The sequence below is a fragment of the Micromonospora sp. M42 genome, from assembly GCF_000568915.1.
GTDB lineage: Bacteria > Actinomycetota > Actinomycetes > Mycobacteriales > Micromonosporaceae > Micromonospora > Micromonospora chalcea.
Genome location: NZ_KK037233.1, coordinates 3132395 through 3155633 on the forward strand (window position 1 = coordinate 3132395; position 23239 = coordinate 3155633).

The window sequence follows — 23239 nt, forward strand, 5'->3', positions numbered from 1 at the left end:
AGCACGCCCGCCCAGCACCCCCGAAATCCAGGGTCGGCCTCACCGCACCGCCAGCGTGACCTGCCCGGTCGCGGCCCCCGACGGGTCCACCATCAGGGTGTACGCCCCGGAGGCCGGCAACACGGTCGGCCCGAGTTCACCGGCCCCGTTGATCACGCAGCCGCTGCCGACGGTGCTGCCGTCGGGCGCGCGCAGCGCCAGCACGCCGCACTGGTCCGGCAGGTCGGAGGCGGTCGCGCTCACCGTCACCGACGTGCCGGCGACGGCGGTGAACCGGTAGCCGATGACCGCGCCGGGCCGTTCCACGACGGCGACGACAGGTGGCCCGCCGGGCGTGATCGCCGCCTCGCGGTCCCGGCTGGTGACCAGCCGCAGCGTGGTCGTGCCGGTGCCGCGTTCGGTCGGGTCGACCACCACCGTGTACGTCCCGTCGGCGGGCAGCACCGTGCCGTCGACCTCGCCGGTCCCGTTGATCACGCAGCCGCTGCGCAGCAGCCGCCCCTCGGCGTCCCGCAGTTCCAGCGGCGAGCACTGGTCGGTGAGCGTGCTCGTCGGCACCTCCACGTAGACGCGCTCACCGGCGCGCCCGGTGAACCGGTAACGGGCCCGCGCGCCGGGCTGCTCGACGGTGGCGGTGACCGCCGGGCCGTTCGGTTGCAGCGTGCCGTCGCTGTCCCGCGCCGCGTACACCCGCACGGCGGCTCGGCCGGTGTCGCCGGGCGCGGCGACGACCCGCAGCGCGTACGTGCCGGTGGCGGTGAGGTCGACGCGGTCGACGTACCCGTTGCCCTTGATGTGGTAGCGCTGGCGATCTCCCGGCCCCCCGGCTCGGTGAGCACGTACGGCGAGCAGCGGTCGCCGATCCGGGCGCGGTGGCGTCGACGAAGACGGCGTCCCCGGCTCGCGCGGTGAACGTCAGCGGCGCGCCGCCGGGGGTGAGCGAGGCGGCGGCGACGGGTACGGCGGTGATCGGGGTGGCGGCCGGCGGGGCGACCCGTTCGGTGCTCGCGCCGGCGACGGCGAACTCGGGGCGCCCGCTGACCGCGACGTCGAAGACGCACTCGGCGAGCTGGGCGGGCGCGGTGACGCCGGCCCAGCGGCACACCTGTTCGGCCGCCGCGCGCCGGGCCGGGTCGAGGTCGGCGACGGTGACCTCTCGTTCCGGGAACGCGCGGTCGGTGAACGTGCCGGTGTTCTGCCCGTCGTCGTAGTACAGCAGCGAGCGGTCCGCGGCGATCCGCCAGCTGTCCGCGTACGCGGGATAGAGCTTGCCGAAAGGCACCGGCTGGGCCAACGGCGCCCCGGAGGCGGGCGCGATGTCGTCGGCCGGGTCGCCGTCGAAGTCGCCGAGCAGTCCGCGTACCTTTCCGGCCCGGGTCTCGGCCAGCCGCACCAGGATCCGGTAGCCGTACCGGCCGATCTGGTCCACCGCCGCCGCGGACCCGTCCGGCCACGTCACGTCGTACCCGTCGGTGGGGCCGGTGTCCGACGGGCGGCGGGTGAGCGTGCCGCCGCCGGCCAGGTCGGTGCGGTCCGGGGGTACGGCGAGCGGCGCGCCGTCGACGTGTACCCGCGTGCCGCCGTCGGTGAGGGTCAGCGCGACGCGGTGCGCGCCGACCCGGAACGCGACAGCCGAGTTGACCGAGGCGGTCCGCGTGCCCGCCATCGGGGCCTGCCGCACCTGCACCTCCAGCGGGTCGCCACCGGTGGAGGCGACCAGCGTGAACTCGCCGACTGCCTGGAAGTCGTAGGCGACCCGGTCGAACGTGACCAGGTGCGGGTCGCCGTTGCTGCCGCCGCAGTCGGCGCCGTCCTCGCAGAGCTTCACCGGCCCCTTCGGCGGCGGCGTCTTCTTGGCCGGCTTCTTGCACTCGTCGAGGCTCTTCGGCAGCGTCTTCCCGTCGTACTCGGTGCGCGGCGGCAACCCCTTCGCCGCCCGGTAGCGGTTCTCCGCGAGCGTCGCCTTCACCTCGGCGGTAGGGATGCCGGTGCCGCCGCACTCGCCCTGCGGCACCGCGTTGCGGGAGATGTCGTCGGCGTGGTTCAGCTCGTGGTACAGCGCGGCGCAGGGGTCGCGGGCCACTCCGTCGCCGTACGGGTCGGTGGAGGTCGGGTTCCAGGTGACGGTCGAGGAGCCCTTGCCGTCGGCGCTGTCCGGCGTCTCGAACGCGCCGGAGCCGCCGGTGGTCGGGATGATCCGCACCCGGGGGCTCTTCTTGTCGCGCAGCCTCGGCAGCAGGCCGGACGGGTCGCCGCCCGGTAGCGCGAACCCGGCCAGGCAGCCGTCGACAGCCGCCTGGAAGTCGACGCCGCTGACCGGCACCCCGGCGGTCGGGTCGACGCCGTAGTCGGCGCGCGCCGCCCGGGCACCGCCGCCGACGTACGCGCCGACGGCGACCAGCAGCAGCGCCACGGCGGCGGCGGTCGGCCGGCGTCGTCGGCGTACCAGCAGCAGCACGACCAGCGCGACGACGAGCAGCGCGAGGACTCCCCCACCGACGAGCCAGAGCCAGCGTCGGCCGGGACCGCCGTCGTCGGACACGGTGAACGTGCTGGTCCGCAGCACCGTCGCGCCCGCGCACAGGTCCGCCGCGCCGGCCACCGGCAGCGTCACGTAGCCCGCTGTCACCTCGTACCGGCCGGGTGCGCCGACCGGCCAGAGCGTGTCCAGCCCGCCGCCGTCCGGCGTGGCGGCCACCGAGCGGAGGACCACCTCGCCGTCGCGCAGCCGTACCCCGGTCGAGGTCACTGTGGCGGTCGCGCCCGGCTCCACCGTGGTCAGTCCGGCGGTGGCGGCGGCGCCGATCCCGTCGTCGTGGAAGCTGCGGGCGAGCGTCGGCGTGACGTCGCGCCCGTCCCGGCGTACCCCGGTGATCTGCACGGTGCCGACGGCGCTGGTGGCGAGCGCGCAGGCCGCGCCGGTGGCGTTCGTGACGGTGAGGTCGAGGCGGACCTGGTCCCCGGCGCGGTAGTCGGTCTGACCGGGCCGCAGCGCCAGGCCGAGGCCGCCGTCGGCGGGCGCCGCGGCGGCGCTCGCCGCCCCGGTCGCCAGAGCGGTCACGAGTACGCCGAGCGCCGCAGCCAGCCGCAGGGTCCACCTCATGGTGCGGACTGTAGAAGCGGGTGGGCCGGTTTCCGCGCGGTCTGTCGGGGACCGGTCGGAGCCGTATCCTGCTGGTGATGAAGCTCTTCGGTACGGTCGCCGACCTGTACGAGCGCGCGCGGCCCGGCTATCCGCCGGAGATCGCCGAGTCGATCCTCGCCTACCACGGCGGTACCCCGGCCTCAGTGGTCGAGGTCGGCGCGGGCACCGGGAAGGGCACCGACGTGCTGGCCCGCCTCGGCGCGCCGCTGACCTGTGTGGAGCCGGACGCGCGGATGGCGGCCCGGCTGGCCGAGCGGTTCCCGGACGCCCGCGTCGAGGCGACGACGTTCGAGCGGTGGTCGCCGCCGGCCGGCGGGGTGGACGTGCTCGCCTGCGCGATGGCCTGGCACTGGCTGGACGCCGCCACCCGCAACGCCCTGGCCCGACGCGCCCTGGCACCCGGCGGCACGCTCGCCGTCTTCGGGCACCGCTACGACTACGCCGACGCCGGCCAGCAGGCCGCCGTCCGGGCCGCACTGCGATCCGTCGACCCCACCGTCCGGAAGCGGCCCGTCGACTGGTTCCACCGGGACATCCTCGACAGCGGGCAGTTCGACGACGTACGCCGCGAGGTGTTCCGGCGGGAACTGCCGCTGGACAAGGAGCGGTACCTGGCGCTGATGCGCACGTTCGGGCCGTACCTGTCCCGCACCCCCGAGCAGCAGCAGCGCGGGATCGCCGCCCTGGACCGGCTGGTGGACGACTTCGGCGGCACCGTCGTGCTCGACCTGCGGACCACGCTGGTGCTGGGCCGCGCCGATGCTCGGTGACCTGGTGATGGCCCGCGGCAGTTGCTGAACCTCAAGCGGCTCGCCGAGTCCGCAGCTCATTCGGTCACGCCGGTCGTCGTTCGACCGGCGCGCTGCTCACCACGCCGTCGGGGCGGACCTCCTGACGAAGACGCGCCAGGTTGACGAACCGGTCGCCGTCGACCGGGGCGGCGTCGAGCAGGCGCAGGACCACTGTGCAGTACTTGGCCATGGTGTTGCGGCCCGGCATGAAGATGGACAGCTCGTCGTGGGCCTCAGGCGTCTGCACCATCAGGCCGGCGGGCAGGGACGGCAGCGTCTCCGGGGTGCCCGCCACCGCGACCTTGACCGTCCAGAACGGCCCGGCGCCGTCGAGTACGCGCCGGTCCTGTTCCGGAGTCTCCAGCGCCAGCGTCCGCCACGGCTCGCCCAGGCAGGTGAGGCCCGCCTGCCGCACGGCGGTGACCAGTTCGGCCGCCGCCGCCTGGATGATCTCCTCGGCCCGGTCCCACTCCTGCGCGTCCCGGCCCAGTGGCGTGCCCGGCACGAGCCGCGCCACCACAGTCGTGGCCGGCACGTGCCGCAGCCGCGGCTCCGGCTGCGCCTCGAAGACGGCGCGGGCGGCAGCGATCGCGTCCGCCTGCGCCTGACGTTCCCGGCGGACCTCGTCGCTGTGCCGATCGAGCAGGGCGAGCGCCTGGTCCGGTTCGTCGAGGGCACGCCGGACGAGCTTCACGCTCATTCCGGTGTCCCGCAGCAGCGTGATCAGCATTGCGCGTTCGACCTGCTCGAAGGCGTACGAGCGGTGGCCGGTCCGGTCGTCGACCTCGGCGGGCACGAGCAGCCCTTCGGCGTGGTAGAAGCGCAGCGCCTGCGGCGACAGGTGACACATCTGGCTGAACTCGCTGATCGACAACATGATCCCAGCCTGCCCCCTTCAGTAACCGCAAGGGCAAGCGCCGCCGCCTAATGCTGGGGCAGCCCGGCGGCGGCCGCGATCGTCTCGACCGCCTGCTCCAAGCCGGTGCTCTCCGACCGCCCCCGGTGGCCGTCCCGCAGCGAGGTCAGCATGTCGCGGTAGCGGCCGGTGTACAGGATGCCCTCCAGGACCACGTGGTAGCCGTGGTCGAGCGCGAACCGGACGGTCTGCTCGATCAGGGCGGGCGCGACGCCGCCGGGCGTGTCCCGTTCGCGCAGGACGACGCGGCGCAGGTAGTCCTGTTCGACGAGGGCACATCCCCGGCCGTGCCGGTGTCGTAGCTCACGGGCGATGCTGCTCTTGCCCGAGCCGGAGTTGCCCCTGATGCAGACGAGGACCGTGTCCGGGCTCCCGGTGGTCTCAGCGGGCACGGCGCCTCCCTGGCTTCGGCTGCCGCGGTCGGATGCCGACGGCGGCGGTCGCCCGCCGGCGCTGCCCCTGGCAGTCCGACGGGCGACCCGGCCCGGGCGCTCCGGGCTACTAGGCCCGGGTGATCACCAGGAACGCGTACCCGATCACCTTCGTGCCGTCCCAGTTGTACATGGGGCGGCACGCCTGCGGCTTCGTCCACGACGACTGGTACTTGGGCCGGGCTTCGTTGCAGGCCTTCAGGGTCGGGTAGGTCGGGCTCGAGTAGTCCGCGTACGCGGGCACGCCCAGACCGAGCACCAGGGCGCCCGCGACCGAGGTGGCGGCGACGAGGCTGCGGATCCGCGGCCGTCGGAAGGCTTTCACGTCTTCTCCCATTCTCATCATCGTCGCCCGACCGTCCATCGTGGTCGCACGACCATGATCAGCTTAGGTCGGCGGCACAAGGCGCCCCCACGGGCCGGTTCCACCCCGCCACCAGGCTGGCCGCGTTCGGTGGAACGTCATGGGTGCCTCCCGGCCCGTTTGACACCGATGGTGTTTCACCTGCGGACGATCGCCCCGCGGCCCCGGCGGGCGGCGTTCGCGAAAAAGGCCCCGAACGGCGTGGAACGCCTGCTCAGGGCCTTGCTCGTTGGTGCGCCGCCAGGGACTCGAACCCCGAACCCGCGGATTAAGAGTCCGCTGCTCTGCCAGTTGAGCTAGCGGCGCTCGCTGACAACGGGAAGAAGATTAGCACGCCCGCGGAGCCGGGTTCCAATCCGATACCGGGGTCCCCCCTTCGGTCGAGCTTAACCGGCGAAAGCGACTAAAACGGTCAGACTGTTCAGCGCCGGGGCGGGTCAGATGGCGTCGATACGGCACGATGTCCGCCAGGCATGTGAGGACAGGGGTGGGCATGGGCAGGTTCTCGCGGGCCGGGGCGACGGTGGGCGCCCTGGTCCTCACGGCGTCGCTGGCACTGACCGGGTGCGGCGGCGGCGACGAGGGGAAGAAGCCGGCGTTCGAGCCCGGCCAGCAGCAGGTCGGCGGCGTCTCGGCCTCGGCGCCCGCCGACCCGAGCGCCGCCCCGACCGGCGGCGCCCCCGCGGCGGCGCTGACTGTCAGCCCGGCCGACGGCGCGGCGAGCCGGCCGGTCAGCACCGAGATCAGCGCCCGCATCCCGGGCGGCGGCACCGTGTCGAAGGTGGTGCTCGCCACCGCCGACGGCACCGCCGTCGCCGGACGGATGCGACGGGACGGGTCCAGCTGGGTGCCGTCGGCCGCGCTGAAGTACGGCACGAAGTACACCGCCACCGTCACCGGCGCCGGCAACGACGGCCAGACGTACGAGGGCACCAGCACGTTCACCACGATGGCCAAGCCGAAGTCGATGATCGGCTCCGGGCTCTACCTGTTCAGCGACAAGACGTACGGCGTGGCCATGCCGGTGGTCGCCGAGTTCTCCCCGGGCATCCCGAAGAAGGACCGGGCCGCGGTGCAGAAGCGGATGTTCGTGCAGACGGACCCGCCGCAGCCCGGCGCCTGGCACTGGGTCGACAACGGCACGCAGGCGTACTACCGCGCTCCGGAGTACTGGAAGACCGGCACCACGATCACCGTACGGCTGGCGCTGGCCGGGATCCCGCTGAGCAACGGCCGCTACGGCAACATCGACCGGAGCGCCACCGCGAAGATCGGCCGCGCGTTCGAGATGACCGTCGACAACGCGACGAAGCGGATGACGGTCTCCGAGAACGGCACGGTGATCCGTACGCTGCCGGTGAGCCTGGGCAAGAAGAGCACCCCCTCCTCCAGCGGCACGATGGTGGTGATGGAGAAGAAGGAGTCCACCGTCTTCGACACCCGCAGCGAGCCGGACCCGGCCAACCGGTACGTCACCAAGATCGACTTCGCCCAGCGGATCACCTGGGGCGGCGAGTACATCCACGCCGCGCCCTGGTCCGAGGGCGTGCAGGGGCGCCGGAACGTCTCGCACGGCTGCGTCAACGTGTCGATGGCCGACGGGCGGTGGCTGTTCGGCAAGACGCTCGTCGGTGATCCGATCACGGTGAAGGGCACCGAGCGGCGCCTCGCGCCGGGTAACGGCTGGACTGCCTGGAGCTTGAGCTGGTCGGAGTTCGTCGCCGGCAGCGCGCTGCCGGTGCCGGAGGGCGGGCAGCCCGCCCCGTTCTGACCGGCGTACCGTGGTCGGACACGCCACCTCCGACGAAGCGCCGGGCGGCCGTGGAATCGTTACATCCCGGCGGGGTGTTCCGGTTCACGCCCGGCAACGCGTAAGCGCTCCGGCGCGTCTGACCTGAGACGACGCCGAACGGCATCACTTGTGAGGGAATCATGCGAGCTGGCCAGGACGAACCGATCAGGGGCGGGAGCGCCCCGCGCGTCGGCCGCCGCCGCGCGCTGGCGGCCGGGGTGCTCGCCGCCGCGTTGGCCCTGACCTCCGCCTGCACCGGCGGCGGTGGCGGCAAGCCGTCGAGCTGGCAGGGCGGCGGCGACGGTGGCGAGAAGGCCCCGAAGGCCGCCGCCACGATCAGCGAGCCCGCCGCCGACGCCAAGGACGTGCCCGCCTCCACCGCCATCGTCTTCACCACGACCGAGGCGCAGGAGACGACAGTCGAGGTGAAGGACTCCACCGGCAAGGCCGTCGACGGCGCGGTCGCCGCGGACGGCAAGAGCTGGCTGCCGGCCGGCGCCCTGGAGTACGGGCAGACGTACACCGCGACCGTGACGGCGACCGGCGACGACGGCAAGCCCGCGACCGCCACCAGCACGTTCACCACCATGGCGAAGCCGGCCAAGCAGGTCCGGGTCACCAGCTTCCTCGGCGACAACCAGGTCGTCGGCGTGGCCATGCCGCTGATCGTGAAGTTCGGCCGGGCCATCCCGGAGGACTACCGCGACGACGTCCAGCGCCGGATGACGGTCACCGCCAAGCCGGCCCAGGAGGGCATCTGGCACTGGGTGAGCCCGACCGAGGTGCGCTACCGGCCGAAGACGTTCTGGAAGCCGAACAGCACCGTCAGCTACAAGGTGCAGGCGGGCGGGCTGCCGCTCGGCGGCGGCTGGTACGGCCGGTCCGACCTCACCGTCGACGTCAAGATCGGTCCGTCGTTCGTGATGACGGTCGACAACCGCACCAAACGGATGACTGTGACCCGCGACGGCAAGGTGGTCAAGACCATCCCGGTGAGCCTGGGCAAGAAGAGCACCCCCTCGTCCAGCGGCACGATGGTGGTGATGGAGAAGCTCCGGCACACGGTCTTCGACACCATGGAGGAGCTGGGCCCGGAGGAGGGCTACCGCACCGAGATCGACTACGCCCAGCGGCTCACCTGGGGCGGCGAGTTCATCCACGCCGCGCCCTGGTCCGAGGGCGTGCAGGGCCGGTCGAACGTGTCGCACGGCTGCGTCAACGTCTCGATGAAGGAAGGCAACTGGCTGTTCGCCAACACCCGGATCGGTGACCCGATCACGGTGAAGGGCACCGAGCGCAAGCTCCAGAACGGCAACGGCTGGACCGACTGGAACATGAGCTGGGAGGAGTACGTCAAGGGCAGCGCCCTGCCGTACGAGCCGCCGGCCGCCGACACCCCGGACCCCGACACCACGCCGGACGCCGGTACGCCCAGCGTCGAGCCGACCCCCTGACCTCGCGCACACCACGAAGCCCCCTCCGGAAGGAGGGGGCTTCGTCATTGGGGTGACTGATGGGAATTGAACCCACGACAACCGGGACCACAACCCGGTGCTCTGCCAACTGAGCTACAGCCACCATGCTCGCCGCTTGCGGTTGCCCGGGCGGTGCGCGGACTAATAATAGCCACACTCCGGCCGACCCCGTCCACCGGGTTCGGCGCGGGCGTCAGAGCTGGGCGGCGATCGCCTTCGCGGCCTCGACGTCCGGGCCCGGCAGCGGCACGAACACGGTCCGCCGGTAGTACTCCAGCTCGCGGATGCTCTCCCGGATGTCGGCGAGCGCCCGGTGGGCCAGGCCCTTCTGCGGCTGCCCGAAGTACACCCGCGGGTACCAGCGCCGGCACAGCTCCTTGATCGACGACACGTCGATCATCCGGTAGTGCAGGTGGGCGTCGAGCCGGGTCATGTCGCGGGCCAGGAAGCCCCGGTCGGTGGCGATCGAGTTGCCGCACAGCGGCGCGGTACGCGGGTCCTTCACGTAGCTGGTCACGTAGTCGAGCACCATGTCCTCGGCCTCGGCCAGGGTGACCGTGGAGCGGCGTACCTCCTCGGTGAGCCCGGACTTGGCGTGCATGCTGCGCACGATCTCCGGCATGCCGTCGAGCACCTCGTCGTCGGCGTGGATCACCACGTCGACGCCGTCACCGAGCACGTTGAGATCGGGATCGGTGACCAGCGCCGCGACCTCGATCAGCGCGTCCCGCCGCAGGTCCAGCCCGGTCATCTCACAGTCGATCCAGACGAGAAGATCAGCCACCGGAACAGACTACGCGCCGCCGACCCGCCCGCGCCTCGGCACGGTGGCCGACGTGGACCGCTAGGGTTTCCTGCGTGCCAGCCGAACCCGCCGCCCCACCCGCCGTCGCCCGCGGCGACGTGGGCGCGCGTACGGTCCGGCGGGTCGTAGCGGTGCTGGCGCTGGTCGCGATCCTGCCGGCGCTCTACCTGCCCAACCTGCGCCACGACTACTACGACCAGAAGATCTACATGTCGGCGATGGACTGGTGGGCGGCCGGGCATCCGCTCTACGACTACGTCCAGCCGGACCGGGTGCAGGGCGCGCTCTACTTCACCTATCCGCCGTTCGCGGCGCTGCTGCTGCTGCCGTTCGGCTATCTGCGGCTCGGCGTCGCGATCGCCACGTTCGTGGTGCTGACAGTGGCCGCCGTGGTGGTGACGACCCGCTGGCTGGTGCTGCCGGTGCTGCGGCGGCACGACCTGCCGCGCGGGTTCGGGCTGACGGTCGCCGTGCTGCTGGTGCTGGCGGTGGAGAGCACCCGGGAGACGCTCACGCTCGGGCAGATCAACATGCTGCTGGTGGTGCTGATCCTGGCCGACCTGCTGTTCGCCGTACCCCAGGGGCGACGCTGGGCCGGCGTGGGCGTGGGACTGGCCGCGGCGCTCAAGCTCTTCCCCGGCATCTTCGTCCTCTACCTGCTGGTCGCCCGCAAGTGGCGGGCGGCGGCGGTGGCGGCGGCGACCGCGGCGGCGGCCACGTTGCTGGCGGCGGCGGTCGCGCCCGGTGACTCGTGGCGGTTCTGGACCCACGAGCTGTGGGCCACCGACCGGGTGGGCCGCACCGACTACACCGGCAACCAGTCGCTGTTCGGGCTGCTCAGCCGCCTGTCCGCGTCGGCCGAGGCGGACCGGCTGCTGTGGCTGCTGCTCGCGCTGGCGGTGGCCGCGTTCGGCCTGTGGCGCGCGGCGCGGGCGGCGCGCGCCGGGGACGCGCTGGTGGGGCTCACAGTGACCGGCCTGGTGGGCGGGCTGGTCAGCCCGATCACCTGGATCCACCACCTCTACTGGTTCATCCCCGCCGTGGTGGTGCTCGTCGACGCGGCGCTGGACGCCGATCCGGCGACGCCCGCCGGGGCGCGCCGTCGCGGCGGGCTGTTCGCGCTGGCCGCCGTGGTCGGCCTGCCGATCGTGTACGGCCTGGTGACGTTCCAGGACTGGGGCACCGCCATCGTGCACACGGACGATCCGGTCGACTTCGTCGTCCGCAACGTGTACGTGCTGCTCAGCCTGCTGTTGCTGGTGGTGCTCCCGATCCGCCACCACCGGGACGAACCTCAGATAACACGGACTGAACGGACACACCTCGCAACAAATGGCGATCAGCGCTAATCTGGTCTCAACTACCTCAGATTTCTCCCAGGTAGCACCGATCCCCCGGTGAGGACGGCCCTCCGCGTCGGCAGCGCGGAGGGCCGTTCGGTTCTTCCGGTCAGTCCTGGTCGTCCGGGCACCGGCCGGGCGGCGGGGCGATCGCCGCGCGGGTCCGCCCGTGGGCGCCCGAGCCCACCGCCACCAGATGCCGTTCGGGCCGCGACGCCGGACCCGGCTGCCGGCCCAGCCCGCTCAGCGAGGTGACGCCGAGGCGCCCGGCCAGCACCGGCACCTGGTCCGGCTCGACCACGAAGACCACCTCACGCGGCCGCAGCGGCCGCAGCAGCACCACCACGGCGAGGACCACCAGCAGCGTCCCGCCGGTCAGCAGCGCCCACGCCAGCCCGGGGAACCAGCCGGCCCGCAGCTCGCCCCGCATCCGCAGGTCGAGCCCGTCGGCGCCGTCCACGCGCATCACGACCAGGCTCAACGACCGGCCACCCAGCTCGGGCGGGCTCCACTCCAGCGAGCCGATGCCCTCGCGTACCCAGAAGGGCTGGGCCAGCGGCACGGCGACGCCGTCGCCGGCGGTGGCCGGGTCGAGATCGACCGGAAGCGGGCCCCGGGTGACAGCGACGCGGCGCACGGTGCTGTGCGGGACGTCGGCCAGCCACCGCCGCACCTCGTCGGCCGGGGCGAGGCCGAGGAAGACCGGGCCGTGGTCGTCCCGCGCGGTGAGGTGCAGCCGGGCCTGCCCGGTTCGCGCCACCGGCAGGTCGGTGCGCAGCAGCGCGTCCACGTCGGTCACCAGCACCGCGCGGGCGGGCGTGCGGACCGGCTCGAACCGGGCGCCGAAACCGCCGTCCGGGTCGGCATGCCCGGCCGCGAGCCAGAGGCCGGCGCCGGCCAGCAGGGCCGGAACCCCCAGCGCCAGCAGCACCATGCCGGCGATCGTGCGTGCGAAACGCATTCGCGTCGTCCCTCTCGGTAGCCAACTACCCGCCAGACCTTACCGACGCGGGTCGGCCGATCGCCGGATATCGGCGGCACCCGGCCGGGACGGCGACCGGCCCGGCGGATCGTTCCGCCGGGCCGGTGCGTCGCTCACGTTCAGGACTTCGCCGCGGGCTCCCGCCGGGTACGCGCGAACGCCAGACCGCCGAGGACCAGGCCGGCCAGTCCGGCGACCAGACCGGCCACCCCGAGGGCGGTCGCCGCGCCGGAGCCGGCGTCGTCGTCATCGTCGTCGGCCGCCGCGGCGGCCGGCGCGCTCGCGCCCGGCGAGGCGGGCGCGTTCTCGGCGGCGGCCAGCTTGAGCACCGGCGCCGGGTTCTCCGGCTCCTCCGCGCCCGGCGTCGGCTCCTCGATCCACCGGGAGACGTTGCCGTCGGAGTACGTCTGGAGCACCTTGAACACCATCGTGTCGACCTGCGGCAGCGGGCCCATCGACACCGGGAACTCCTGGAACTCGCCCGGCTTCACGCCGCCGTTCGGCGCCGCGGTGAAGGTGAGCTTCGACACCGCCTCGGTGAGCTGGCTGCCGTGCACCTCGATCGGCGGGTCGACCTTGCGCTTCTCCACCGCCACCGTCCAGCCCGGCACCGGCATCGTGGACACCGAACCGACGGGTGCGTTCTCCGGCAGGTTCACCTCGACCTTGACCGTCGACGCCGTGTCGCTCTCGTTCGGCACCCGGAAGGCGAACCGGCCGTAGCCGCCCTGCTTGCCCTCGGCCGGGTTGATCGTGACGTGCGCCGAGGCCGGCCCGGCCAGGCCGAGCACGGTCGTGGCGACGGCGGTCAGGGTCAGCGCGGCGACGGTCGCGGAGCGCCGGAGACGGATCATCAGTGGGACCTTCCCGTTACTTGATCGGCACGGTGGCGGTCACCGTGGCCTGGTCGATGTCGGACGTGCGGACGGTGATGCGCAACTGCCAGTCACCACGGGCCGGCAGGTTGACCTCCCCGGTGGCGTGGTTGTCGCTCAACGGCAGCAGCGGGACCGTGATCGGCTCGATCCCGGCCGACGGCAGGGCGGCGGTGACCTTCCACTCCTGCACCGGCTGCGGCCGGTTGTCCGGGGTGTAGGCGTACAGGTGCATCGAGTTGTTGCCGGTCTCGGCCGGGTCCAGCTCGACCTGCAGCGAGTAGATCGGGCTGCTCAGCGTGGTGGAGAAGTAGCCGGGCGAGGCGCCCGGCGCGTCCGCGACGGCGGTCCGCGCCGGTGTGGTCTGCACGAGCGTCGCCGACACGCCCAGCACCACCGCCGTGATCACCAGCTCGGCCACCACCGCCCGCCGCATCGAGCCCGGCCGTCCGGCGGCGACCCGCCGCCGCACCAGCGCCCGGGAGTACGCGGCCACGCCGATCACCAGCGCGAACAGCGCGATCTTGGCGAGCAGCAGCTGCCCGTACGTGGTGTCGATCAGGGCCTGGAGGCTGGCCACCTCGATCAGCCCCTGCACGGTGCCGGCCAGCAGCAGCGCGGCCACCGCGAGCGCCGCCCAGCGGGACCAGATCGGCAGGATCGCGTCCAGCTCGCGCTCGTCGGCCCGGCGCAGCAGGAACACCGCGAGCATCACCAGGCCGCCGAGCCAGACCGCCATGGCGCCCAGGTGCACCGCGTCCACCACCACCGACACGGCCGGGGCCGGCGAGGCCGCCGCGTGCCCGGCGAGCGGCCAGGTGAACAGCGCGGCGCCGCCGAGAACGGCGAGGATGATCCCGTCGGTGCGGCCGACCGGGCCGGCGAACAGCGGCCGGAGCAGGAACGCCGCCGCGGCGAGCAGGCCCAGCCGGACCAGGTGGGTCGTGCCGTACGCGCTGCCGAGCACGTCGCCGAGCCCGGAGCCGGTCACGTCGAACAGGCCGCCGCCGTTGACGTAGGGCACCTGGAGCCAGATCTCGGCCAGCGTCGCCACCGCCAGCACGCCCAGCCCGGTCCAGGCCAGCCGGGCCGGGCCGCGGCGGGACAGCCGGCGCGGCCAGAGCGCGGCCAGCACCAGCGCCGGGCCGACGAGCAGCAGCAACCCGGCGTAGCCGGCGTACTTCGCCACCTTCACCGCGGTCTCGGTCACCGGGTTCGCCCGGTTGTCGGTGCCGCTGTCCGTCGGCGGCTCGGACGGCGCGCCGACGGAGTAGGTGAAGGCGCCGGAGACCGGGTGACTGTCCGCCGAGATGACCCGGTAACTCACGAGATAGGTGCCGCGCCCCGCGCCGGGGTCCACCGGGATGGTGACCTCGGCGCCCTGGAACGTCGGCTCGCCCCGGTCGGCCCGCGAGCCGTCGGGGGCGATCACGCGGACCTTCCCGGGCACCTTGCGGACGCTCTCGCTGAAGGTGATCACCACCTGCGCGGGCGCGTCGGGCACCACGGCGGAGGCGGCCGGGCTGCTGCTCACCAGCACCGCGTGGGCGCTGGCCGGGGTGGCCGGGACGAGCAGCAGGGCGACCAGCAGGAGCAGCAGCCCGGCGACGGCCCCGGATCGGGCGGCGACGGCCCGGGACGGGCGGCGTACGGCAGCAGTCATGACCGCCATGGTTCCCGAACCGGAGCCGATCCGGCGAGCCGGTCCCGGGCGGGCGTGACCGAGCGCCCACCCGGCGCGGCGGCGCGCGCCACGCCGGGCCTGCTCGGAGGTCATGGGAGGGTAGTCGGACGGCGGCGGGAAAAAGTTCCCGGCGTGTGCGGGACCACGGAATGGGCCGAAGGACCCTGTCCCCTCCAGGTACGCCGCGTAACCTCGGGTGACGTGATCCCCGGCTCGCGTGACACCGCCGACGACCGCCCCGAGGCGGCCCGCCGAGGCTGTCCGGGACACGGCCACCGGCTGGGCGCTCGCCGCCCGCGACGGGGACCGCGACGCGCAGGCCGCCCTCGTCCGGGCCACCCAGGCCGAGGTGTGGCGCTTCGCCGCCGCGCTCGTCGACCCGGACAGCGCGGACGACCTGACCCAGGAGACGTACCTGCGGGCGTTCCGGGCGCTGCCCGGCTTCGAGGGGCGCTCCAGCGTGCGTACCTGGCTGCTCGGCATCGCCCGCCGGGCCTGCGCCGACCACCTGCGCACAGTGGTACGCCGCCGGCGGCTCGACGCGCGGCTCGCCGCCCAGGCCGCCACCGACCGCCCCTACCCGGACCCGGCCGGTCAGCTCGGCGCCACCGACCTGGTCCGCCGGCTACCGGCCGAGCGGCGCTCCGCGTTCGTGCTCACCCAGTTGCTCGGCCTGTCCTACGCCGAGGCCGCCGACGTGGAGGGGGTGCCGGTGGGCACCATCCGCTCCCGGGTGGCCCGCGCCCGGGACGAACTGGTCGGCGCCGTCGGCGACACGATGACCGGATAGCGGGAACCTTTCGTGACGCTCGGACGACGAATGACTGTGACCCCCTCCCCCTCCCCGGCCGGCCGCTGGCAGACCCTGCGCCCCTGGCTCGGCGTCGCCGCCCGCCTCGGACTGGCCGCCGTCTGGCTGATCGCCGGCGGCACCAAGGTCGGCGATCTCGCCGCCTCCGGCCGGGCCGTCAACGCCTACCAGGTGATGCCGTACGAGCTGGCCACCGTGATCGGCGCGGCGCTGCCCTTCGTCGAGCTGGCCCTGGGTCTGCTGCTTCTCGCCGGGCTGGCCACCCGGGTCAGCGCCGGGATCTCGGCGGTGCTGCTCGTGGTCTTCATCGCCGGCATCGCCTCGGCCTGGGCGCGCGGCCTGGCCATCGACTGCGGGTGCTTCGGCAGCGGCGGCCAGCTCGCCGCCGGCGAGACACCCAGTTACCTCCCGGAGATCCTCCGGGACCTGGGGTTCCTGGCGCTCGCCGGGTTCCTGCTGATCTGGCCCCGCACGCCGTTCTCGGTGGACGGCTGGCTGGCCGGCGACGACACCGTGGAGGACACCGATGAGTAGCCGCAAGGGCCGCAGGGACGCGGCGCGGGTGGTACGCGAGCAGATCGCCCGGGAGAAGCGCCGCAAGCGCACGCTCTGGACCACGATCGCCGCCGTGCTGGTGCTGGTCATCGCCGGTGGCATCGGCTGGGCCGTCTACTCCAGCCAGAAGTCGGACGACTTCACCGCGCCGCCCGGCGCGAACGACGCCGGCACCGGCATCGTCCAGGGCACCGGGCCGGTCACCATCGACCTGTACGAGGACTACCTCTGCCCGGCCTGCAAGCAGTTCCAGCAGATCAACGGCGAGACGCTCAACCAGCTCGTCACCGAGGGCAAGGCCAAGCTGGTGTTCCACCCGGTCGCCTTCCTCAACCGCTTCTCCACCACCGAGTACTCCACCCGCTCCTCGGCCGCCTCCGGCTGCGCCGCGCAGGGCGGCAAGTTCCGCGAGTTCACCGACCAGCTCTTCGCCAAGCAGCCGCCGGAGGGCGGCGCCGGGCTCAGCAACGACGAGCTGGTCGACATCGGCGCGGGCGTCGGGCTGAACCGGGACGAGTTCGCGTCCTGCGTCTCCGACGGCACGTACCGGTCGTGGACCGAGCACGTCACCGACGAGGCGAGCAAGGCCGGCGTGACCGGGACCCCGACCATCAAGATCAACGGAAGTGAGCTGCGGGACCGCAGCCCCGAGGGAATCAGGGCAGCGGTGGAGGCGGCCGGGAAGTGATCCCCGCACCCCTGCGCCGGGCCGCGCTGGTGTTCACCGGCGCGGCCGTCGCCCTGCTCACGTTCGCCGCGCCGGCCGCCGCGCACGGCGCGGACGCGCCCGACGGCACCGACTACCGCGCCACGATCACCGGCGTCGAGCCCGACCGCCCCGGGCTCACCGCCCGCATGGTGGAGGCCGGCGCGCGGCTGGAGCTGACGAACGACACCGGCGCCGACGTCACGGTGATGGGCTACTCCGGCGAGCCGTACCTGCGCGTCGGCCCGGGCGGCGTGTACGAGAACGTCCACTCCCCCGCCACGTACCTGAACCGGACGCTGGCCGGCGAGACCCGGCTGCCGGCCGAGGCGAACCCGGCCGCCGCGCCGGACTGGCGGCGGATCGACGACGGGCCCACCGCCCGCTGGCACGACCAGCGCACGCTGTGGCGGGAGGAGGCTCCGCCGGCCGCCGTCGCCGCCGACCCGGACCGGGAACATCGGGTACGCGACTGGACGGTGCCGCTGCGCGCCGGTGACACCACCGGAGCCGTACGCGGCACACTGGACTGGGTGCCGCCGCCCGACCCGTACCCCTGGTGGGTGGCCGCCACGCTCGGCTTCCTGGTGATCGGCGCGGCCGGGCTCGCGCCGGGCGGCACTACCGCCGGGGTACGCGCGCTGCGCGGAGTGGGCGCACTGCTCGCCCTGGGCGGCGCGGCGACAGTGGCGCTCACCGTCGCCCGGGCGTTCGACACCGGCACCCCGGGCCTCGGCGGAATGCTCGCCGAACTGTTCACCGGGCAGGTGTGGACGCTGCTCACCGGCCTCGGCGCGCTCGCCGCGGGCGGGTACGCGCTGGCCCGCCGCCCGGCCGCCGACTTCGTGCTGGCGCTGGCCGGCGCATGCCTGACGGTGTTCGCCGGGGTGACGAACCTCGCCGCGCTGTCCCGCGCGATCCCCCCGGCCGCCGGCCCGCCGGTCCTGGTGCGGGTGCTGGTGGTGGTCGGCCTGGCGACGGGAGCCGGCGCGGTCGCGGCGGGCCTGTTGCGCCTGCGCACCGCAGCAAGAGCAGCCCGCCCCACCCCCCACCCAACCCCCACGCCCTGACCATCTGCGAGCGCCGGGCAGCCCAAGTGGAACACCACGGGTGTCAAACCCCCCTCGACACACCCATCACGTTCCACTCCCGCCGCACTCACCCCCCGGGCGGCGCGATCTTGCAGTTGCCGCCCCGGGCGCGCGGCTTTTGCCCGGAATGCCCGGGCGGAAAGTGCAAGATCGCGGCGGAGGGGGGAGGGAGGGAGGGAGGGGCTAGGGCGGGGTCAGGACGGGCGGGGGGCGAAGCCGTAGGGGAGCTCCAGGCGGTGGGCCGTCAACAGCGCCTCGTCGGACAGGAGGTCCGCGGTCGGGGCGTCGGCGACGATCCGGCCGCCGTCCAGGATCACCGAGCGGGGACACAGCTCGGCCGCGTACGGCAGGTCGTGCGTGACCATGAGCAGCGTCACCGGCAGGGCGCGCAGGATCTCCGCCAGCTCCCGGCGGGCGGCCGGGTCGAGGTTCGACGACGGCTCGTCCAGCACCAGGATCTCCGGGCGCATGGCCAGCACAGTGGCCACCGCCACCCGGCGTCGCTGCCCGAACGACAGGTGGTGCGGGGCGCGGTCCCGGTGCTCGCTCATCCCGACCGCCGCGAGCGCCTCGTCGACCCGGGCGGCCAGCTCGGCGCCGCGCAGGCCCAGGTTGGCCGGGCCGAACGCCACGTCCTCGGCGACCGTGGGCAGGAACAGCTGGTCGTCCGGGTCCTGGAAGACGATGCCGACGCGGCGGCGTACCTCGGCCAGCGTGTCCCGGTCCCGGGTGACGGTGAGGCCGCCGACGCTCACCGTGCCCTCGGTCGGGGTGAGGATGCCGTTGAGGTGCAGCACGAGCGTGGTCTTGCCGGCGCCGTTTGGTCCGAGCAGCGCCACCCGATCGCCGCGCGGCACGGTCAGGTCCACGCCGTGCAGGGCGACGTGACCGTCCGGGTACGCGTACCGGACGCCGTCGACGTCGAGGGAGGGCGGCTGCTGCACGTACCCGATCATTGCAGGACGAGCGCGACGGCGGCGATGGTGGCCGCGATCGCCGGCACCGTCGCGGCGACCGCCCACTGGCCGGCGGTGGCCGCGCCGGCCCCCTGCCACACCGCCGGCATCCGGCCGGTGTAGCCGCGGGAGAGCATCGCCAGGTAGACCCGCTCGCCGCGCTCGAACGCGCGCAGGAACAGCGCGCCGACGCCGGCCGCGAAGCCGCGCAACTGCCACAGGAACCGCGGGTCGTCGCCGCGCGACACCCGCGCCACCCGCATCCGGCGGGCCTCGCCGACCAGCACCTCCAGGTAGCGCAGCATGAACGTGGCGATCTGGGTGAGGATCTGCGGGCACCGCAGCCGGTCCAGGCCGAGCAGCAGGTCACGCGTCGTCGTGGTCGCCGCCAGCAGGAGCGACGCGAGTACGCCGAGCGTGCCCTTGGCGAGGATGTTGAACGCGCCGTGCAGCCCGTCCACGGACAGGGCGAGCCCGGCCACCTCGACCCGCTCCCCCGCCCCGAGGAACGGCAGCGCGAACGCGAACAGCACGAACGGCAGCTCGATCAGCGCCCGGCTGAGCAGCCAGCGCGGGCCGACCCGGGCCAGCGCGGCCACCACCGCGACCAGGAGCGCGTACCCGCCGAAGGCCCAGTACGCCTCCCGGGGCGTGGCCACCACCGCCACGGTGAACAGCACCATCGCGGCGATCTTCACCTCCGGCGGGAGGCGGTGCACCGGCGAGCCGGACTCGCGGTAGAGCACGTGCGCGTGCCCGGCGCCCATGGTCAGCGTGTGCCGGTGGACGGGGTCGCTGCCTCGTCCGCCGGGTCGGCGCTCGCGGTGTCCGGGGCGGGCGCGGCGGGGCCGGCGGACGTGGCGGGCGTGGCGGGGCCGCGGCGGCGGGCCAGCCAGAACAGGCCGGCGCCGAACGCGAAGGTGAGCAGCACGCCGAGCACGCCGGACAGGCCGGTGGAGACGAAGTCGTTGCCGATTCCGCGTACGCCGTAGTCGGCCAGCGGGCTGTCCGCCAGCTCGTGGTCCTTCGCCTCCTGGGCCGGGCAGCTGCCGCCGGTGATCTCGTCGTCGGCGTTCACCGTGCAGCCCTTGAGCAGCGAAGAGTCGAGCCCGTCCGGGTGCGAGGAGGCGTAGTTGCTGACCACGCCCGCCAGCAGCAGCGCCACCAGCAGGCCGCCGAGAAGGAACGGCCACTGACGCTTGCTCATCGGGCACCTCCGGCGACCGGGACGGCGGGAGCCGGCGTGACCGGCTTGAGGGCGCGCAGCGCGTACACCAGGTCGGGCCGGACCTTCGCGACGGTGACCACGGTGGTCGCGGTGATCAGGCCCTCGCCGATGCCGATCAGCAGGTGGGCAAAGGCCATGGTGCCGGCCAGCCCGGTGAGGTTGCCGCCGAGGTCGGTGGTGCCGCCCAGCCAGTACTGCAGGACGAAGCCCTGGGACGCGACCACCACGCTGACCAGCGCGGACACGAACGCGGTCACCGCCAGGCCGGCCGGGGTACGCGGCAGCACACGCAGCAGGAGCGCGATCAGCAGGTACGCGGCGGCGGTGCCGAGCAGCGCCATGTTGGTGATGTTGAGGCCGAGCATCGCCACGCCGCCGTCGCCGAAGACCAGCGCCTGCACGATGAGCACCACGGCCACGCAGAGCGCGCCGACCCAGGGGCCGACGAGCATCGCCGCGAGCGCGCCCCCGAGCAGGTGGCCGCTGACCCCGGCGGTGAAGATCGGGAAGTTGAGCATCTGCACGGCGAAGATGAACGCCGCCACCAGCCCGGCCATCGGGGCCAGCCGGTCGTCGAGGTCGGCTCGTCCCCGCATCACGCAGAACGCGAGCGCGGCGAGGGCGAGAGCCGCGAAGATCGCGGCGACCGGACCGTTGATGATCCCGTTGGAGATGTGCATCGCCAGGGTGTCCACGCGCTCAGCGTATTTCCAGGAAGGCACTGTTGCCAATATCTGGCAACAACCTCATGATGGCCGTCACCGCGTCCGCGCGTCGCCGTCCGCCGAGCGCACCGGCCCGGCGGTATCGTCACCGCCATGACCGACCGCCTCAAGCCCGGCGACCCCGCCCCCGAATTCACCCTCCCCACCGACGACGGCGGGACACTCTCCCTGGCCGACCTGCGCGGCCGCAAGGTCATCCTGTACGCGTACCCGGCCGCCATGACGCCCGGCTGCACCAAGCAGGCATGTGACTTCCGGGACTCCCTCGCCTCCCTGCAGGCCGCCGGCTACGAGGTGGTGGGCATCTCGCCGGACAAGCCGGCCAAGCTGGCGAAGTTCCGCGAGCGCGACGCGATCACGTTCCCGCTGGTCTCCGACGCGGACAAGGCGGTGCTGACCGCGTACGGCGCGTTCGGCGAGAAGCAGATGTACGGCCGCACGGTCACCGGCGTGATCCGCTCGACGTTCGTCGTGGACGAGGACGGCAAGATCGAGCAGGCGTTCTACAACGTGCGGGCCACCGGCCACGTCGCCAAGCTGCGCCGGGATCTCGGGCTCGACTGAGGTCGGCGCGCGGTGCGGCTCGTCACGGCCGCGCCGCAGTGGTGACCCCGAATGTGGTCTACGATCCGGAGGCTGTGACACCGGTCCGCGGGCGGTGGTCACGATGAAGGGGCCGTAGCCCAACGGCAGAGGCATGCGGTTTAGGTCCGCACCAGTGCGGGTTCGAATCCCGCCGGCCCTACCAGTCGCCGGTGCCACGCGCACCGGCGACTGTCGGGAAGGTCACGAACGCGGGTCCGCACCGCGTCGCCACGAGCAGGATTACGGCGTGGACCTGCGTTTCTCCCTCGACCCCGACCTGACCCCCGAGCTGCGCGAACAGATCATCGCGCTCTGGGTGGACGTGACGAACGCCGGCGGCGCCGTCGGCTTCGTCGCCCCCGTGACCGCCGACGAGGTACGCCCGCTCGCCACCTCCACGCTCGACGAGGTCGCGGACGGGCCGGACCGGCTACTCGTCGGCCACGAGGGCGAAAAGCTGGTCGCGGTGCTGGTCATCGCCGACAACCGGTTCCACCTCAAGACGCACTGGCGGGTGCTCAAGCGCGTCATGGTGCACCCCGACACGCAGGGGCGCGGCCACGGCGCGGCGCTGATGCGCGAGGCCGAGCGGATCGCCCGAGGGCTGGGCCTGGCGGCGCTGCACGTGACGGTCCGCGACGGGCTGGGGCTGGACCGCTTCTACAAGCGCCTCGGCTACCGCGAGATCGGCCGCCTCCCCGCCGCGCTGCGCCTGTCCGCCACCGACGCCCGCGACGAGATCCTCATGTGGCTGGACCTCCCCACCTCAACCTGACCCCCTCCCCACCTCGCCCCGCCCCGCCTCCCCCCGCCCCGCCTCGCTGATCTTGCACTCATGGCCCCGGCAGATCGGGCATTCACGACACGCACGGCTCCCCAAGTGCAAGATCAGCGAGGGCGGGGGCGAGGGGCGGGCGTGGGCTAGGCGCAGCTTGTGGGGGTGGGTGGGGTGGCGGCTGCCTGCACGACGGGGTCCGCGAGGGCTGACGTGGGGGCCGCGGGGGTGGGGGTGGATGCGGTCGGGGTCGGGGTGGACGGGGGCGGGGAGGTGGGGCGGGGCTTCTTCGGGGTGGGCGTGGTGGCGGCGGGCTTCGCGCCGTACATCCGGACCGCGCTGCGCTGCACCTGGCCCGGGAGCATCCGGACGCCGGTGGCGGTCGCGCGGTTGCCGTACACGTCGGTGACCCGGATCGTGTACGGGCCGGGGCCGGCGCCGGAATCGATCAGCCAGTAGTTGTAGTCCTGCCGCTGGGCCGCCCGCCACGATCCGTTCTGCCGGACCTCGACCGAGCGCAGCGGGTTGCCGTGGTCACCGACCAGGACGGCGAACCACCACTGCGACGAGCCCTCCTTCATGCGGAAGGTGAGCGGCCCGGGCAGCGGCGGGTTCACCACGGCCCGGTAGCTGACCTTCACCACGCCCTGCACCGGGTCGGCGATCCGGGCGAACGCTTCCGCGGACAGGTCGAGGTGGCCGGGGGCGCACTCCGGGCACTGGTCCATGACGAGCACCCGGACCGTGCCGCGCGGACCGGTGACGTCGAGGAACCCGCCGCAGGAGGCGCCGGCCGCGTACTCGCCCGGGCCGAGCGCGACGTACATCCGGTTGGCCGGGGCGGCGGGACGGGAGCAGTTGCCGCCGGCGCCCGCGGAGTCGTAGAAGGTGGCCTTGCCGCTGCGGGTCGTCCCACCGACGGGCGGAGCGGTGCCGAGTGGACCCGCCGCCAGGACCGGGACGCCGGCGGGTGGAGGCGGGGCCGCGCAGGCGGGGGCGGCGCCGCCGCGTACCGCGAGGGCGACAGCGACCGCCGCCGCGACGGTGACCAGACCGGCGGCGGCGAGCCGGCGACGGCGCGTGGCCGCACGGCTGGCGGGCGCGTGGTCGTCGGTCGGCGGGTGGGGTACGGTGCCGTCGGTCACGCCGGTCGATGCTGCCGGACCGGCGTGCCGCCGGACAAGCGAGCTAAGCGAAAGCTAAACCG

At 73.6% G+C, this 23239-nt stretch carries 23 protein-coding genes and 3 tRNA genes; 11 read left to right on the forward strand and 15 right to left on the reverse strand.

Translation table 11 applies throughout. From position 1 onward, the window contains the following. Positions 1 to 574 precede the first annotated feature (574 nt). Positions 575 to 3103 (reverse strand): VWD domain-containing protein, encoded by a 2529-nt coding sequence (locus MCBG_RS14085; RefSeq protein ID WP_223201217.1) that lies wholly within the window; start codon positions 3101 to 3103, stop codon positions 575 to 577. Between the two features lie 77 nt (positions 3104 to 3180). Between MCBG_RS14085 and MCBG_RS31190 the strand changes: the two genes are divergently transcribed. Further along, a complete protein-coding gene (locus MCBG_RS31190; protein WP_064446950.1) occupies positions 3181 to 3915 on the forward strand; it encodes a class I SAM-dependent methyltransferase in 735 nt (244 codons plus the stop codon). Positions 3916 to 3979: 64 nt separating this feature from the next. On the opposite strand, the gene MCBG_RS14095 is transcribed toward MCBG_RS31190, so the two are convergent. The 4 genes from MCBG_RS14095 to MCBG_RS14110 all read right to left on the reverse strand — a co-directional run bounded on the left by MCBG_RS14095 (position 3980) and on the right by MCBG_RS14110 (position 5953). Next, positions 3980 to 4813: a MerR family transcriptional regulator gene (locus MCBG_RS14095; RefSeq protein ID WP_043326126.1), complete on the reverse strand. Its 834-nt coding sequence runs from the start codon at positions 4811 to 4813 to the stop codon at positions 3980 to 3982. A 47-nt stretch (positions 4814 to 4860) separates the two neighbouring features. Next, positions 4861 to 5244 carry an AAA family ATPase gene (locus tag MCBG_RS14100; RefSeq protein ID WP_043326128.1) on the reverse strand — a complete coding sequence of 128 codons (384 nt, stop codon included), beginning with the start codon at positions 5242 to 5244 and terminating at the stop codon, positions 4861 to 4863. 109 nt (positions 5245 to 5353) lie between these two features. Further along, complete coding sequence (locus MCBG_RS14105) at positions 5354 to 5608, reverse strand: hypothetical protein (RefSeq protein ID WP_043326130.1); 255 nt, start codon at positions 5606 to 5608, stop codon at positions 5354 to 5356. 269 nt (positions 5609 to 5877) lie between these two features. After that, positions 5878 to 5953: transfer RNA gene (locus tag MCBG_RS14110), tRNA-Lys, on the reverse strand. A gap of 187 nt (positions 5954 to 6140) precedes the next feature. Between MCBG_RS14110 and MCBG_RS14115 the strand changes: the two genes are divergently transcribed. Further along, positions 6141 to 7418, forward strand: coding sequence for a L,D-transpeptidase (locus MCBG_RS14115; RefSeq protein WP_043326132.1), 1278 nt, complete (start codon positions 6141 to 6143; stop codon positions 7416 to 7418). Positions 7419 to 7579: 161 nt separating this feature from the next. Further along, positions 7580 to 8893, forward strand: coding sequence for a L,D-transpeptidase (locus MCBG_RS14120; protein WP_043326134.1), 1314 nt, complete (start codon positions 7580 to 7582; stop codon positions 8891 to 8893). A gap of 48 nt (positions 8894 to 8941) precedes the next feature. On the opposite strand, the gene MCBG_RS14125 is transcribed toward MCBG_RS14120, so the two are convergent. Beyond that, a tRNA-His gene (locus tag MCBG_RS14125) sits at positions 8942 to 9017 on the reverse strand. A gap of 90 nt (positions 9018 to 9107) precedes the next feature. Continuing rightward, on the reverse strand, positions 9108 to 9698 hold the full coding sequence (gene orn / locus MCBG_RS14130; protein WP_082931010.1) for an oligoribonuclease: 591 nt from the start codon (positions 9696 to 9698) through the stop codon (positions 9108 to 9110). 74 nt (positions 9699 to 9772) lie between these two features. Here orn and MCBG_RS14135 point away from each other — a divergent pair, with 74 nt between their 5' ends. Further along, positions 9773 to 11068, forward strand: a complete 1296-nt coding sequence (locus MCBG_RS14135; RefSeq protein ID WP_043326137.1) for a glycosyltransferase 87 family protein — start codon at positions 9773 to 9775, stop codon at positions 11066 to 11068. Positions 11069 to 11168: 100 nt separating this feature from the next. Here MCBG_RS14135 and MCBG_RS14140 read toward each other — a convergent pair whose 3' ends face one another. From MCBG_RS14140 to MCBG_RS14150, 3 genes are all read right to left on the reverse strand, one after another. Continuing rightward, entirely contained in the window at positions 11169 to 12020 is an 852-nt protein-coding gene (locus tag MCBG_RS14140; protein ID WP_043326139.1) for a hypothetical protein, read from the reverse strand. A gap of 140 nt (positions 12021 to 12160) precedes the next feature. After that, positions 12161 to 12895, reverse strand: a complete 735-nt coding sequence (locus tag MCBG_RS14145) for a YcnI family copper-binding membrane protein (protein ID WP_043326141.1) — start codon at positions 12893 to 12895, stop codon at positions 12161 to 12163. Between the two features lie 16 nt (positions 12896 to 12911). Beyond that, complete coding sequence (locus MCBG_RS14150; RefSeq protein WP_043330589.1) at positions 12912 to 14579, reverse strand: copper resistance CopC/CopD family protein; 1668 nt, start codon at positions 14577 to 14579, stop codon at positions 12912 to 12914. Between the two features lie 238 nt (positions 14580 to 14817). Between MCBG_RS14150 and MCBG_RS14155 the strand changes: the two genes are divergently transcribed. Genes MCBG_RS14155 through MCBG_RS14170 form a run of 4 tightly spaced genes read left to right on the forward strand, consistent with a single transcriptional unit; the run spans position 14818 to position 17742 of the window. After that, complete coding sequence (locus MCBG_RS14155) at positions 14818 to 15390, forward strand: sigma-70 family RNA polymerase sigma factor (protein ID WP_198033300.1); 573 nt, start codon at positions 14818 to 14820, stop codon at positions 15388 to 15390. Positions 15391 to 15420: 30 nt separating this feature from the next. After that, positions 15421 to 15945 (forward strand): MauE/DoxX family redox-associated membrane protein, encoded by a 525-nt coding sequence (locus MCBG_RS14160; protein WP_043326143.1) that lies wholly within the window; start codon positions 15421 to 15423, stop codon positions 15943 to 15945. After that, positions 15938 to 16654 (forward strand): DsbA family protein, encoded by a 717-nt coding sequence (locus MCBG_RS14165; protein ID WP_043326145.1) that lies wholly within the window; start codon positions 15938 to 15940, stop codon positions 16652 to 16654. Before MCBG_RS14160 ends, MCBG_RS14165 begins: the two co-directional genes overlap by 8 nt. Beyond that, on the forward strand, positions 16651 to 17742 hold the full coding sequence (locus MCBG_RS14170; RefSeq protein ID WP_223201218.1) for a hypothetical protein: 1092 nt from the start codon (positions 16651 to 16653) through the stop codon (positions 17740 to 17742). Before MCBG_RS14165 ends, MCBG_RS14170 begins: the two co-directional genes overlap by 4 nt. A gap of 215 nt (positions 17743 to 17957) precedes the next feature. On the opposite strand, the gene MCBG_RS14175 is transcribed toward MCBG_RS14170, so the two are convergent. Genes MCBG_RS14175 through MCBG_RS14190 form a run of 4 tightly spaced genes read right to left on the reverse strand, consistent with a single transcriptional unit; the run spans position 17958 to position 20642 of the window. After that, a complete protein-coding gene (locus tag MCBG_RS14175; RefSeq protein ID WP_043326148.1) occupies positions 17958 to 18719 on the reverse strand; it encodes an energy-coupling factor ABC transporter ATP-binding protein in 762 nt (253 codons plus the stop codon). Further along, entirely contained in the window at positions 18716 to 19486 is a 771-nt protein-coding gene (gene cbiQ, locus MCBG_RS14180) for a cobalt ECF transporter T component CbiQ (protein ID WP_043326150.1), read from the reverse strand. Before cbiQ ends, MCBG_RS14175 begins: the two co-directional genes overlap by 4 nt. Before the next feature lie 2 nt (positions 19487 to 19488). Beyond that, the gene (locus tag MCBG_RS14185) at positions 19489 to 19926 is read right to left on the reverse strand and encodes a PDGLE domain-containing protein (protein WP_043326152.1); all 438 of its coding nucleotides are present in this window, start codon (positions 19924 to 19926) and stop codon (positions 19489 to 19491) included. Continuing rightward, positions 19923 to 20642 carry an energy-coupling factor ABC transporter permease gene (locus MCBG_RS14190; RefSeq protein WP_043326154.1) on the reverse strand — a complete coding sequence of 240 codons (720 nt, stop codon included), beginning with the start codon at positions 20640 to 20642 and terminating at the stop codon, positions 19923 to 19925. The genes MCBG_RS14185 and MCBG_RS14190 overlap by 4 nt, the downstream gene beginning before the upstream one ends. 123 nt (positions 20643 to 20765) lie before the next feature. Here MCBG_RS14190 and bcp point away from each other — a divergent pair, with 123 nt between their 5' ends. From bcp to MCBG_RS14205, 3 genes are all read left to right on the forward strand, one after another. Next, positions 20766 to 21236: a thioredoxin-dependent thiol peroxidase gene (gene bcp, locus MCBG_RS14195; RefSeq protein ID WP_043326156.1), complete on the forward strand. Its 471-nt coding sequence runs from the start codon at positions 20766 to 20768 to the stop codon at positions 21234 to 21236. A gap of 108 nt (positions 21237 to 21344) precedes the next feature. After that, a tRNA-Leu gene (locus MCBG_RS14200) sits at positions 21345 to 21420 on the forward strand. Positions 21421 to 21504: 84 nt separating this feature from the next. Beyond that, positions 21505 to 22032: a GNAT family N-acetyltransferase gene (locus MCBG_RS14205; RefSeq protein ID WP_043326157.1), complete on the forward strand. Its 528-nt coding sequence runs from the start codon at positions 21505 to 21507 to the stop codon at positions 22030 to 22032. Between the two features lie 146 nt (positions 22033 to 22178). On the opposite strand, the gene MCBG_RS34925 is transcribed toward MCBG_RS14205, so the two are convergent. After that, entirely contained in the window at positions 22179 to 23177 is a 999-nt protein-coding gene (locus tag MCBG_RS34925; protein ID WP_043326159.1) for an expansin EXLX1 family cellulose-binding protein, read from the reverse strand. Positions 23178 to 23239 lie beyond the last annotated feature (62 nt).

Excerpts from the sequence above, each read along its gene's own strand:
- MCBG_RS14095 (WP_043326126.1), bottom strand. The coding sequence starts at position 4,813 with ATGTTGTCGATCAGCGAGTTCAGCCAGATGTGTCACCTGTCGCCGCAG.
- MCBG_RS14145 (WP_043326141.1), bottom strand. The coding sequence starts at position 12,895 with ATGATCCGTCTCCGGCGCTCCGCGACCGTCGCCGCGCTGACCCTGACC.
- bcp (WP_043326156.1), top strand. The coding sequence starts at position 20,766 with ATGACCGACCGCCTCAAGCCCGGCGACCCCGCCCCCGAATTCACCCTC.
- MCBG_RS31190 (WP_064446950.1), top strand. The coding sequence starts at position 3,181 with ATGAAGCTCTTCGGTACGGTCGCCGACCTGTACGAGCGCGCGCGGCCC.
- MCBG_RS14140 (WP_043326139.1), bottom strand. The coding sequence starts at position 12,020 with ATGCGTTTCGCACGCACGATCGCCGGCATGGTGCTGCTGGCGCTGGGG.
- MCBG_RS14120 (WP_043326134.1), top strand. The coding sequence starts at position 7,580 with ATGCGAGCTGGCCAGGACGAACCGATCAGGGGCGGGAGCGCCCCGCGC.
- MCBG_RS14185 (WP_043326152.1), bottom strand. The coding sequence starts at position 19,926 with ATGAGCAAGCGTCAGTGGCCGTTCCTTCTCGGCGGCCTGCTGGTGGCG.
- MCBG_RS14165 (WP_043326145.1), top strand. The coding sequence starts at position 15,938 with ATGAGTAGCCGCAAGGGCCGCAGGGACGCGGCGCGGGTGGTACGCGAG.
- MCBG_RS14160 (WP_043326143.1), top strand. The coding sequence starts at position 15,421 with ATGACTGTGACCCCCTCCCCCTCCCCGGCCGGCCGCTGGCAGACCCTG.
- MCBG_RS14085 (WP_223201217.1), bottom strand. The coding sequence starts at position 3,103 with ATGAGGTGGACCCTGCGGCTGGCTGCGGCGCTCGGCGTACTCGTGACC.
- cbiQ (WP_043326150.1), bottom strand. The coding sequence starts at position 19,486 with ATGGGCGCCGGGCACGCGCACGTGCTCTACCGCGAGTCCGGCTCGCCG.
- MCBG_RS14115 (WP_043326132.1), top strand. The coding sequence starts at position 6,141 with ATGGGCAGGTTCTCGCGGGCCGGGGCGACGGTGGGCGCCCTGGTCCTC.
- MCBG_RS14175 (WP_043326148.1), bottom strand. The coding sequence starts at position 18,719 with ATGATCGGGTACGTGCAGCAGCCGCCCTCCCTCGACGTCGACGGCGTC.
- MCBG_RS14150 (WP_043330589.1), bottom strand. The coding sequence starts at position 14,579 with ATGACTGCTGCCGTACGCCGCCCGTCCCGGGCCGTCGCCGCCCGATCC.